Origin of the sequence: Maribacter sp. HTCC2170 (genome assembly GCF_000153165.2) — a bacterium.
In the GTDB taxonomy this organism is placed as follows: Bacteria; Bacteroidota; Bacteroidia; order Flavobacteriales; family Flavobacteriaceae; genus Maribacter_A.
In genome coordinates this window covers 3,179,777-3,192,453 of the sequence record NC_014472.1, presented here as the reverse complement: position 1 = coordinate 3,192,453, position 12,677 = coordinate 3,179,777, and the positions used below count along the sequence as shown (strand labels likewise).

General features: G+C 37.2%; 11 protein-coding genes. 5 read left to right on the top strand and 6 right to left on the bottom strand.

The genetic code is table 11. The features are described from left to right. Positions 1-113: 113 nt before the first annotated feature. The 3 genes from FB2170_RS13900 to FB2170_RS13890 form a co-directional block, all read right to left on the bottom strand. On the bottom strand, positions 114-1,508 hold the full coding sequence (locus FB2170_RS13900) for an amidohydrolase family protein (protein WP_013307213.1): 1,395 nt from the start codon (positions 1,506-1,508) through the stop codon (positions 114-116). Positions 1,509-1,759: 251 nt separating this feature from the next. Next, positions 1,760-3,184 carry an L-serine ammonia-lyase gene (locus FB2170_RS13895; RefSeq protein WP_013307212.1) on the bottom strand — a complete coding sequence of 475 codons (1,425 nt, stop codon included), beginning with the start codon at positions 3,182-3,184 and terminating at the stop codon, positions 1,760-1,762. 75 nt (positions 3,185-3,259) lie between these two features. Next, positions 3,260-3,799, bottom strand: coding sequence for a hypothetical protein (locus FB2170_RS13890; protein ID WP_013307211.1), 540 nt, complete (start codon positions 3,797-3,799; stop codon positions 3,260-3,262). Positions 3,800-4,004: 205 nt separating this feature from the next. On the opposite strand from FB2170_RS13890, the gene dnaK reads away from it, so the two are divergent. Beyond that, on the top strand, positions 4,005-5,912 hold the full coding sequence (gene dnaK / locus FB2170_RS13885; protein ID WP_013307210.1) for a molecular chaperone DnaK: 1,908 nt from the start codon (positions 4,005-4,007) through the stop codon (positions 5,910-5,912). A 119-nt stretch (positions 5,913-6,031) separates the two neighbouring features. On the opposite strand, the gene FB2170_RS13880 is transcribed toward dnaK, so the two are convergent. Continuing rightward, entirely contained in the window at positions 6,032-6,934 is a 903-nt protein-coding gene (locus FB2170_RS13880) for a metallophosphoesterase (RefSeq protein WP_013307209.1), read from the bottom strand. A gap of 151 nt (positions 6,935-7,085) precedes the next feature. Here FB2170_RS13880 and FB2170_RS13875 point away from each other — a divergent pair, with 151 nt between their 5' ends. Continuing rightward, the gene (locus FB2170_RS13875; protein ID WP_013307208.1) at positions 7,086-8,033 is read left to right on the top strand and encodes a hypothetical protein; all 948 of its coding nucleotides are present in this window, start codon (positions 7,086-7,088) and stop codon (positions 8,031-8,033) included. On the opposite strand, the gene FB2170_RS13870 is transcribed toward FB2170_RS13875, so the two are convergent. Both FB2170_RS13870 and FB2170_RS13865 read right to left on the bottom strand, forming a co-directional pair. Next, complete coding sequence (locus FB2170_RS13870; RefSeq protein ID WP_013307207.1) at positions 8,034-8,594, bottom strand: GNAT family N-acetyltransferase; 561 nt, start codon at positions 8,592-8,594, stop codon at positions 8,034-8,036. Next, the gene (locus tag FB2170_RS13865; RefSeq protein ID WP_013307206.1) at positions 8,594-9,238 is read right to left on the bottom strand and encodes an alpha/beta hydrolase; all 645 of its coding nucleotides are present in this window, start codon (positions 9,236-9,238) and stop codon (positions 8,594-8,596) included. The genes FB2170_RS13870 and FB2170_RS13865 overlap by 1 nt, the downstream gene beginning before the upstream one ends. Before the next feature lie 71 nt (positions 9,239-9,309). Here FB2170_RS13865 and FB2170_RS13860 point away from each other — a divergent pair, with 71 nt between their 5' ends. From FB2170_RS13860 to menD, 3 genes are read left to right on the top strand one after another with little or no spacing between them, the layout of a single operon-like run. After that, on the top strand, positions 9,310-9,732 hold the full coding sequence (locus FB2170_RS13860; protein ID WP_013307205.1) for a PaaI family thioesterase: 423 nt from the start codon (positions 9,310-9,312) through the stop codon (positions 9,730-9,732). Position 9,733: 1 nt separating this feature from the next. Beyond that, on the top strand, positions 9,734-10,837 hold the full coding sequence (locus FB2170_RS13855; RefSeq protein WP_013307204.1) for a chorismate-binding protein: 1,104 nt from the start codon (positions 9,734-9,736) through the stop codon (positions 10,835-10,837). A 57-nt stretch (positions 10,838-10,894) separates the two neighbouring features. Then, positions 10,895-12,667, top strand: a complete 1,773-nt coding sequence (menD, locus tag FB2170_RS13850; protein WP_013307203.1) for a 2-succinyl-5-enolpyruvyl-6-hydroxy-3-cyclohexene-1-carboxylic-acid synthase — start codon at positions 10,895-10,897, stop codon at positions 12,665-12,667. Positions 12,668-12,677 lie beyond the last annotated feature (10 nt).

Sequence of the window (12,677 nt, the reverse complement as noted above, 5' to 3'; positions counted from 1 at the left end):
AACTAAATTAGTAAACTAAAACGAACCAGAGGAAATTCCGCAGGAATTTCCAAGTAGGCGAGTACTAGCAATGAATTATACACGTTGTTGGGAACAGTTTTTTCTTTTCAATTTTATTTAGCTACTTCAATTGCCACATTCTCTAACATCGTATCAAGTCTTTGTCTGTCGTAATATTTGCCGTTAGACAAAACTGAATAAATTCGTTTTGTATTGCTAATATTATCTAACGGGTTTTCATTTAGAATGATTAAATCCGCTTTCAGACCTTCTCTAACATTTCCAAGAAATTCTAATTTATCAGAGTATTCTGCTGGATTTAGCGTAGCTGTTTGAAGTGCTTCCAATTCTGTCAAACCTGCTTCAACTAGCAATTCTAGCTCATCATGCAGTCCAGATCCGTAATGCACTCCAAATACACCACAGTCAGAACCTGCTAGAAGTTTGACTCCTGCTTTATTCATATCACCTACAATATCAAATCGTTTTTCTCGAATTAACGGGTCTTGTATTCCTAGAACTTCCTTTGTTGTTATTTCATCCTCAATCCAAAATTCATGCTCTATCTTAGGTAAATATTTAAGTCTTGGGTCATCTCTCCAATCATCCTTTCTCAAGATATTATCCATTTCAGTGGCAACTAAAGTAGGTGTGTAAAAGGTATTGTTTTCGAGAAATTTCCTAATGACTTCCTGACATTTTGCATCATCATAAGTTTTAACCAACTCTAAAACCAAACTATACATGTTTTTTGGTTCTCTTGATTGGATAACTTTAGTGATTTGTTCACGAAGTTTTTTTTCTTCTGAGCTACACTCTTCAAACAGACTGCCTGCACAACAATGTTCAATGCTTTTTTGACCTGCATCTGAAGCTTCAGATGCTTTTATTGATACTGGAACATGACCTGCAATTGGTAAGCCTTTCTTTTTAGCCTCTTCTGCTATTCCAAAATATGCATTTCTAGGAATTTCGTCGTAAATCTTAATAAAATCAACTCCTCTGTCTAATAAAAGATGAACAAGTTTTTTTCCGTCTTGTCTGTTACCGGGTTCTTTTATAGTTGAAGGTTTTCCAGGTATTGCACCATTAATATATGTACTCCCAAATATTGCATTTGGTCCAACTAGAATTGAATTTTCAACGTCACTTTGAAGTCCTTTTGACTGGTCAATATTCATTTGTAATTCCCAACATGGTTCAAAACAATCAGCACTTAAAACACGAATTCCTGTTATACCATTAGCAATAAATGAGGGATAAAGTACGCTTCTTGTAACTGATTCAGAGGACGTATGGGCGTGCATATCCCAAAGACCAGGAATGATGTATTTTCCTGTTCCATCTACTACCTTTGCCTTAGAAGGAATTTCTAATTCATTTGACTTTCCAATTGTTGAAATTATACCTTTTTTGATAATCAAGGTCATTCCTTCTGCAATTTCACCATCATTCATGTTAATAATAGAAGTGTTGGTAATAGCAATTAAATCATCGGTCTTTTCCATATTAGGGCTATTGCATGAATAGATTCCTAAAATCAGAATTCCTAAAATCTGTATCTTTTTTAATATTAATTCCAAAGGTTATTCTAAATTGTTCCCAACAATTGGCTAAGCGTAATATTACGCTTAGCCCTTTTTTATGAGTATCACTAAATTCCTACAAAAAAATTAATATTACAAGTGTTTACTTAGAAAAGCGCGATGTAAACAGTTACAAATGAGTACAAACGTTTAAAGTGTTTTTATAACAAAGTTTAACAATCACTTAAATACACCCCAACAGCGAGCCCACCTTCCGAGGTTTCTTTGTATTTTGAGTTCATATCTTTTGCGGTTTCCCACATGGTCTGTACTACCTTGTCCAATGGTACTTTGGCATCTTCTGGGTCAGAGCCCAAGGCCAATTCAGCGGCATTTATGGCTTTGATTGCGCCCATAGAGTTTCGTTCTATACAGGGTACTTGCACCAACCCACCTATGGGATCACAGGTGAGTCCCAAATGATGCTCCATGGCGATTTCTGCGGCCATTAAAACTTGCTCTGGTGTGCCGCCCAACAACTCGGTCAACGCCCCAGCGGCCATAGCAGATGAAACTCCAATTTCTGCTTGGCAACCACCCATAGCAGCGGAGATTGTAGCTCCTTTTTTAAAAATACTGCCGATTTCCCCAGCTACCAATAAGAACTTCTTTATTTGCTCAAAACCTGCTTTATGGTCTTCGATGACCAAATAATACATCAACACAGAGGGTATAACTCCTGCGCTCCCGTTCGTGGGTGCTGTGACAACACGACCCAAAGATGCGTTCACTTCGTTCACCGCAAGTGCAAAGCAGCTTACCCATTTTAAGATCTGCCTGAATTTAACTTCAGTCCTGCGAATGGTCTGTAACCATTCCTTGGGGTTGGAGTAGGGTAGGTCGCCTTTTAGCCCTTGGTGCATATCAAAGGCACGTCGGCGTACATTGAGACCGCCTGGTAAACTTCCCTCGGTATGGCAGCCTGTGTACATACACTCCAACATGGTATTCCATATACGATGTATTTCCTCATTTATTTTAATGGTAGTACGAAGCGAACGTTCATTCTCGATTACAATTTCCGAAATGCTTTTGTTCTCTTTTTTACAATAGTCCAATAGTTCATCCCCCAATTCTATGGGATAGGGAAAGGTCTGGAAATCCTCGAACTTATGCTTGGAGTTTTCCATGGCCTCGACTACGACAAAACCACCACCGATTGAATAATAAGTCTCAGAGGTCTTCCCCCCAGATTTTAACATAGCCTCGAAGGTCATGCCATTGGCATGAAACGGTAAAAAATCACGGTGAAATCTTATATCTACTTCGGCATCAAAAGCAACTGTTTTTTCATTATTAAAGTGTAGCACTTTACTATCCTTTATTTTTTGAACAATACCATGAATATCATCAACAGGTATATATTCAGGATCCGCACCTGAAAGACCTAACATTACAGCATAATCAGTGGCATGGCCTTTTCCTGTTAACGACAAAGAGCCGTACATATGTACCTGGACTTTCTCAACTTCATGAAATAATTTCGAGGATTTTAACTCAGTTATCCAACGTTCGGCAGCACGCCATGGCCCCAAAGTATGTGAGCTAGATGGGCCTATGCCAATTTTCAACATATCAAAAATACTGACACACTCCATTTACAGTTTTTATTTAGTCGGGATAAAGATAGAATTATTGTTGAATGAAGAGGAGGTATTTATATAGATCGTTTTTTATAAGCGATGGTATAATGTTATTCCAATACTTGGATATATAATGCTACCACTTTTAAAGTCAAAGTCGAACCAGCCATCGTCATTTTCAAACTTTTCTATTTCGTTTTCAGCAATGATAAACATAGGTCCAATACCTAGTTGAATACCAGTTTTTACACCAAGACTGAAGTCCCAACCAATTCTAATGTCCAGTGTGCCATATTTACTGATGCTCGAATAGCCATCCTCTCGTAAATAACCCAAGCCCATTCTAAAATATGTTCGTTTTCTATTGGCCTTATTGACTTTACCTCCAAAATGATGAAAAAAACTGCCTGAAAGTGAAAGAACATCTTCATTTTTTGATAACGTACTACCAATACTTAGACCAAAAATATTGTTCTCATTAAATTCATAACGAATACCTAAGTTTAAGAGTTCTGGAATACCTGCCCCGACAGTAATATTTGGTTTTTGTTGTCCTTGGACAAAAACAATGGAACAAAAGCAAATGAAAAATAATTTAACATATCTGGAATTTAATGGCACATGTTCCATGCTTGATAGATTAAAATTAGACTCGTACAGTTAAAATATTTGATTTAAAAGGGGGAAGTAATCGTAGTTTACAATATACAAAATTTTACTTTGAATTTCTGGATTATTAGAAATGACATCATGTCATGTTTTGTTGATTGGCATGTTGTTTGTCATTTACATCCCGACATAGAAAAACAAGCACTAATATTTTAAAACATAAATAATGAGCAAAATTATAGGTATAGATTTGGGTACGACCAACTCCTGCGTTTCTGTAATGGAAGGTAACGAGCCTGTTGTAATCCCTAATGCCGAAGGAAAAAGAACAACACCATCGGTTATCGCATTTGTAGAAGGTGGTGAGATCAAAGTTGGTGACCCTGCAAAACGTCAGGCGGTGACCAATCCTACCAAAACGGTTTATTCGGTTAAACGTTTTATGGGGAACAAATTCTCTGAATCTAAAAAAGAAGCTGACCGTGTACCTTACAAAGTAGTAAAAGGTGACAACGATACACCAAGAGTGGATATAGATGGTCGTTTATATACACCACAAGAACTTTCTGCCATTATTCTTCAGAAAATGAAGAAAACGGCCGAGGATTATTTAGGTCATGATGTTACACGTGCCGTAGTTACTGTACCTGCGTATTTTAATGATGCACAAAGACAAGCTACAAAAGAGGCTGGTGAAATTGCTGGTCTTAAAGTAGAACGTATTATCAACGAACCTACTGCTGCTTCTTTGGCATATGGTATGGACAAAAAAGACACGGATCAAAAAATAGTTGTTTTTGATTTTGGTGGTGGTACACATGATGTTTCTATTCTGGAATTGGGAGATGGCGTTTTTGAGGTATTGTCTACAGATGGTGACACGCATTTAGGTGGTGATGATGTTGACCAAAAAATCATAGATTGGTTGGCTGAAGAATTCAAGAGCGAGGAAAATATTGACCTTCGTGATGATGCAATGGCCTTACAGCGTTTGCGTGAAGCTGCTGAGAAAGCTAAAATTGAATTGTCTTCTTCTTCACAGACCGAGATTAATTTACCTTACGTGACTGCAACAGCTTCTGGACCTAAGCACTTGGTTCGTTCTTTGACAAAATCAAAATTTGAGCAATTGATTTCTGATTTGGTAAAGAGAACTATTGAACCTTGCCAAACTGCACTGAAAGCTGCAGGTTTGTCTAAAAGTGATATTGACGAGATTATCTTGGTTGGTGGTTCAACAAGGATTCCTGCTGTACAGGAAGCGGTTGAGAAGTTTTTCGGAAAAAAACCATCAAAAGGGGTTAACCCTGATGAAGTTGTAGCTGTAGGTGCTGCGATTCAAGGTGGTGTTTTGACAGGCGATGTTAAAGATGTATTGCTATTGGATGTTACTCCGCTTTCTTTGGGTATTGAAACCATGGGTAGTGTAATGACTAAATTGATAGACGCCAATACAACTATCCCAACTAAAAAATCACAGGTATTCTCTACGGCAGCTGATAATCAACCATCGGTTGAGATTCATGTATTGCAAGGAGAACGCCCAATGGCAGGGGATAATAAAACTATCGGACGATTCCATTTAGACGGAATTCCACCTGCACAAAGGGGAACACCACAGATTGAGGTTACTTTTGATATTGATGCCAATGGTATCATCAAAGTTTCTGCTACAGATAAGGCAACGAACAAGACACAGGATATTCGTATCGAAGCTTCTTCTGGATTGACTGATGAGGAAATCGAGAAAATGAAGGCAGAGGCAGAAGCCAATGCTGAATCTGATAAGAAAGCAAAAGAAACTGCTGATAAATTGAATGAGGCCGATGGAATGATCTTCCAGACTGAAAAGCAATTGACCGAATTTGGGGACAAATTATCTGATGATAAGAAAAAACCAATCGAGGAAGCTTTGGAAGAATTGAAGAAAGCACATGAAAGCAAAGATGTTGCTGTAATTACTCCAGCTTTGGAAAAAATCAACGAAGCATGGAAAGTTGCTTCTGAGGAAATGTACAAAGCTCAAGCAGAAGCTCAGCAAGAAGGTGGCGCACCAAATGGTGAGGAAGCTCCAGGAGCTGAAGCAGCTGAAGGTGATAACGTAGAAGACGTAGACTTCGAAGAAGTCAAGTAGCCTGTCCTGAGCGCAGACGAAGGGTAGACTTCGAAGAAGTCAAGTAGTTTACTTCACTATAAATTCAAAAAACACCCTGACGATTTCGTCAGGGTGTTTTTGTTTAAGTCAGATCTAGATTATTTGATTTTTAGAGCTCGATTGGGTTCTCTACCATATCCTGTTACGAAAAGTGAATCTTTTCTGAAAGCCACCGTGGCAAAGGAAGTGCTGTCCTGAGTGTCGACCATTCCTTTAAAGTTGAGGTAATGCACGCCATCTTTTTGAACATATCCGCCTGCATGGTTATGCCCATTAAAATAAAATTTCACACAATCATATTTTTCAATAATGGAGAGCAATTGATTGTAGTTCCATAAGTTGTGGTCATTTGTTTCTCCAAGGGTGGGGAAGTGGCAATAAAAACCTACATTTTCATTTTTCGCTGCAGCCAATTGTAATTCATTTTCTACCCAATCCAATTGTTCTTGGCTCAGGCCACCATTCCATGTTTCTAAATTAGGCAGGTTCTTAGTGGTCAATAGGTTAAAAAGTGAATCTGTTTGTTGTTTTTTTGTAGCTGTCAAAGCCCCATGTATGCTAAGGTCATTTCCATCCAGAACAATAAAACGCCATCCGTTTTTCACTATACTGTAATACCGGTCTTTTAAATCCATTTTATTAAAAATCAAATATTTTAAAGAATCCGCTACACTAAAATCATGATTCCCCAGAACATGGTATTTTTCTGATTTTAGATTTTTCCAAATAGGAGCAATAGTATCAAAACTGCTAAAGTTTTTATCAATGAAATCCCCAAGATGAATGGTATAATCAAGTGACTGTTTGTTGAGAATACCAACAGCTTCTTTCAAACGGTCAGGGGATTCTTTGTAAAAGCGTGTTGTCGTTGGTTCGCAATAGCAATACTGGCAATCGGCTATAACGCCAATTTCGAATTCAGGAAATTCGGTCGAACTTTCTTTTTTGGTATTACAGCTGATAAAGAACAAGATGCACGCGACAGGAATCAATTTTTTCATTGATATTTTGTATAAAATTAAGGGATATCCAATGTAAAGATACACGACAGCATTGATTAAATTTTGATTTCATCGAAATGCCACGGGTCTTCGCAATATTGCGGCACGTATTTTGTTTTAAAGTAACCGTATTATAAAGTACTTTTGAACTATGGATAAAAATTACCTTGCTACTGTACTACATTTTTTCTTTACCCTGGCGTTTGTTGGGACGGTAAATTTTGTCCAATCACAAGAGATAAAAATATTCACGTTAGATGATTTTGATTTAAAAGGGCCGGTTGAATCCTGTTTGGTGAGTACCAAATATGGTAAAGAAACATATGAGTTTAATGAAGAAGGATTGTTGACAAAATCTGTGACTCGTTATAATGATGAGGATTACGATGTTACCTATTATAAATACGTAAAAGGAGAACTTATCGAAAAGCGTTTTGAGAACTATCGAAACAGTATTTTTGACAGAAGTACTTCCTATGCCAATTTTTATGAAATAGATACGATTCCGGTTCGGAAAGTAACCGAAAAGATTATTACATATGAAAAGGAATTTTTAGATCGGTACGAGTACTTATATAATGCCGATGGTATTTTGGTAAAGATTATTAGGACCAATAACGACGGTAATGATGAGACCTTAATAGAATATACCGATTATAAAGGTGAGCAGACACAGACCAACTCTTTGAACGGTACTGTTTTAAAATCTGTTCGTAAGTCAACGAAGATTGGAAAGAACAAGAAAAAACAGCAGATAACACTTACTAAAAAATTCCTTGAGGGAGAGCCTTTGTCTGCCTTGGAGGCCATTTATAATGAAGATGGAAAATTAGTATTGGAAACCAAGTTTGAGCAAGACCCAAAGAAGAATCAATTTGCTCCCCACGAAATAATCACATATGAGTATGATGAAAAGGGAATGTTGGTGAAAGCTGAATCTAAATCAGGCAATACCGTTGATGTAAAAGAATATATCTATCAATTTGATAATGGTGAGGAAGGCAATTGGATAAAGGAAATAATTACTCCTGCGAATACCTATACAACTCGTAAAATCTCTTATTATGAGGTAGAAGAGGACGGGAAGGACGAGGAGTAGTCAATTCGAGTTTCTGTTTTTCCATTCTTCTTTCAAAATACCATAGCAGCAGGTATTTCGCTTAAAGCCATCTAGGAGAAATACATTTTTTCTGAGTGTGCCTTCTAAAATTCCGCCTAGTTTTTCCACGGCCTTTCGCGATCTTACATTGCGCTCATCAATTCTAAATTCAATTTTTTCAAAGTCCATTTTTTCAAATGCATGATTGATCATAAGATCTTTCATGTGGGAATTAAGTCCACTCCCTTGAAATTCCCTGCCGATCCACGTAGAGCCAATTTCAAGCACTTTATGTTGCCAATTAATATTCATATATCGCGTACATCCTGTAAAGGAGTTTTGTCTCTTGTCAAAAATGATAAAGGGGATACTCTTCTTTTCTTTTTGTTGCTCCAAAGCCGTTTCAACATACTTCTTAAGGGCTGAAGGAGTTTCAATATCGGAAGGTGAGAACTGCACCAATTTCTCTTGAGAAGCAATAGGGATAAGTTCAAGATGGTTTTCTATTGTTAGCGGAGACAATTTTACAAAATCGTTTTCAAGGATGATGGTCTTTTGCATTAGACCAAAGTATTTATTATTTCCTTTTTCACCTCATGTTTTCCATCAAAAATGATTTGTTCGGCTATACCTTGAAAAAGTAATTCTATTCGTTTTGATTCTATTTCCAGCCTTTCCTCATTTATATATTCATCATTGTTTCCGACCAAGGTGGTGATTCTTGTATCTGTGTTGACCAGGTGTTCAAAATCAATTGGCGTTAGTTCTTTCGGAATTCCCCCTGCATAAAGTATCAAATGATTACATTCTATTTTTCTTCTAGCGACCCAACGTGTAGCGATAGACACCCCTTGGGAGTAACCAAAAACTATAAGATTAGAGTGTTCACGTAATTTTTCTACGTCATAGATCTGATCTATATAAGCTAAGATGTTTTCTGTTTCTATAATAGTATCTTCTTTGGTCAACCAACTTGCCCCAACATGTCGATATTGATTATTTAAGTAATATTTTGAAGGAGCTTGAGGGGCGATTATATAGTTTTCTTCAGCGGGTAGTTGATCAAAGTACTTTAAGAAAAACCTACTCAGGTAACCAATACCATGAAAGACTATCCATACATTTTTGGTTTTATCCGTTATCGTATTCAGTGTTCTATAAGAATTGGTGGTCTCGTAAGCAACTTGTTTCTCCTTTTGGCCCATTTAACTCTATTTTAATTCATATATGAATGTTGCAATAGTAATGCTTAATTTTACAAAAAAATATTATTTGGATGGACGATTACAAAGAAAAAATCCTTAAGGTTTGCAATGAATCTTCAAAGAATACATTAATGCAGACATTGGAGATTGATTATGTTGATATAGGGGAGGATTTTTTAGTGGGAAGAATGCCAGTGAGTCCCAAAGTGCATCAACCTGATGGCGTTTTACACGGTGGAGCTACGGTCGCCCTGGCCGAGAGTGTTGGTAGTATGGCATCCTATATATTCATGGATGCAGAAAAATTGTTTGTTCGTGGTATTGAAATATCCGCTAATCACGTAAAAAGTGTAAAAGAAGGTTATGTTTATGCAAGGGCATCATTTTTACACAAGGGAAGAACCACCCAATTGTGGGAAATAAAAATAACCGATGAGGAGAAAAACCTAATTTCCATCTGTAAACTTACCACTGTTGCATTACCAAGAAAATAATATGTTTTCGGCGTTTTTGAAAAGGGCAGGGGAGCAACTTAAAAATGAGTTGCCTTTTGTGATATATAGAAAGCCAAAAGAATCCTTGGTCAAAGGTATTCTACAAAAAGATGATCAGCTGCATTATGCCTCTGATTATACAGAGAAGGGCTTTGTTTTCGCACCTTTTGATAAAAAAGAACAGACTATTCTTTTACTTCTGGACGAGGGGTTGAGTGCTGATTTTGAACCAAAAGAACCTTCAGTAAGAACCAAAGATAGGCTGTCAAGGGAAGATGTTGAGGAGAAAGAATTTCATTTGGATTTGATTCAAAAAGGAATTGAGTACATTATTGCAGGAAACCTTCAAAAGGTGGTACTTTCCCGAAAGATTGAAATTGGTAATACAGAATCACCTTTTTCATTGTTTAATAAACTATTAATCACCTATTCCAACGCTTTTTGCTACTTATGGTATCATCCGAGGGTTGGTATGTGGTTAGGAGCTACCCCGGAAATATTGTTACGAGCAGAGAATAATAGGGTAACCACCATGTCTTTAGCAGGAACCCAGACGTACAAAGGGAATGATAATCCCACCTGGGGAAAAAAAGAGTTGACTGAGCAACAGTTAGTGACTACTTACATTACCAATGTTTTAGAAAATAAGGTGTCCGATATCAATGTGTCTAATGTTGAGTCGATACGTGCAGGTCAACTATTGCATCTGCGTTCCAAAATCACTGCTAAATATAATAATAACCTAGATGAGATTATTTGTTCGCTCCACCCAACCCCAGCCGTTTGTGGAATGCCTTTAGAACTGGCAAAACAGTTTATTTCACAAAATGAAAATTACCATCGAGGGTTCTATACCGGATTTTTGGGAGAATTGAATCATAGAGAAGAAATAGAAAGAAATCGAAGTAACAGAAACCAAGAGAACAAATCGTATAAAGCCATAAAAATTGCTACTGAGCTTTTTGTTAATCTACGCTGTATGCAGCTAAAAGAGGGCAATGTCCATATTTATGTGGGAGGGGGAATAACCAAAGATTCCGACCCAAAGAAGGAATGGTTGGAGACGGTTGCAAAAAGTAATACAATGCTAAATATTTTGGATTGATTTTCTATTGATAATTCGAATTGGGTTAAATGATTTAGGGGTTGTATTTTTGTTTCAATGAACTACTCTAGCATACCGTCGGCCCAAACCGTCATTCAGCATTGTAAAGCCAAGGGCATAAAAGACATCATTATATCACCAGGTTCAAGAAATGCGCCGATGACCATTGGTTTCACCGAAGATTCTTTCTTTAACTGTTTTAGTATTGTTGATGAACGTTGCGCTGCTTTCTTTGGGCTGGGAATGGCCCAACAATTACAGAAACCTGTTGTTGTTTTATGTACATCCGGTAGTGCCTTGTTGAATTATTACCCGGCCGTGGCTGAGGCTTTTTATAGCAGGATTCCATTAATGGTTATATCAGCGGATAGACCTTTCTACAAAATAGATGTAGGTGACGGACAGACAATTCGACAGGATTATGTTTTTGATAGGCATATTGGCTATTCTGCAAATTTGAAACAAGATGTTTCGCATGCCACAGAAAAAGTCAAGAAATATGCTCCAGGCAGTATTCAAACGACTATTGACAATGAACAAGAAAAGATCCAGGAGCATAATGACAATGAGTTGAACAAGGCCATGAATTTGGCCATACATAAACAGCTTCCAGTACATATTAATGTTCCATTTGAAGAACCGTTGTACAATACGCATGAAAAATTAACTGTTACTCCGAATATTGAACAAAAGGTACAGGTGAATGTGCCTTTGGTTGAGATTGAGGGTTATGCAAAACAATGGAATTCTGCCAAGCGCAAAATGATTCTGGTAGGGGTGAATCATCCAAATTCAGTTGAGCAAAAATATTTAGATCAACTTGCCGCAGATCCATCTGTCATTGTTTTGACGGAAACGACATCAAATCTTCATCATCCGAATTTCTTTCCAAGTATTGACAGTATTATCGCTCCTATTGAAAAGTCGAAGGTAAAAGAAAAATTGTTCAGTGATCTTCAACCTGACATTCTACTCACTTTTGGTGGCTTGGTGGTTTCTAAAAAAGTAAAGGCATTCTTAAGAGTGCACAAACCAAAACACCACTGGCATGTTGATGAACAAAGGGCATATGACACTTTTTTTTCTTTATCGCACCATTTTAAGTCTAATGTAAATACTTTTTTTCATCGATTTTGCCCCCTTTTAAGCAAGGTTGATAGTGAATATTTTGGGTGTTGGAACAAATTTAAATTGGCATATGAGGCTAAACGGGCCGAATATTTGTCGCAAATTGAATACTCTGATTTTAAGGTTTTTGAAAGGATATTCGAGGCAATTCCAGAAAATACACAGTTGCAAATGGCGAATAGTTCAACTATTCGTTATGGGCAGTTGTTTAACCTTAAGCCCTCGATTGAGGTATTTTGCAATCGTGGAACCAGTGGAATAGATGGAAGCCTTTCTACGGCAATAGGTGCATCCTTGGTACAGCGCAAACCTACCGTTCTCATTACCGGGGACCTTAGTTTTTTCTACGATAGTAATGGTTTATGGAACAAGTATATTAAAGCGGATTTTAGAATTATCCTCGTGAACAATGACGGGGGAGGTATATTCAGGATTTTACCCGGACAGGAAGAGACAGAGAATTTTTCCACCTATTTTGAGACCATTCATGAGTTAAATGCAGCTCATTTATGTAAGATGCATAACGTTGAGTATTCATGTGTAATTGAAGAAAATTCTCTCAAAAATGAATTGCCGAAATTCTTCGGAGCTTCGACCATACCCAAACTTCTGGAGATTAAGACACCTAGAATATTGAACAATAAAATTTTGATTGAATACTTTGATTTTATATCTTCGGGTATTATTAATCATATTCATTAAGAACACTAAC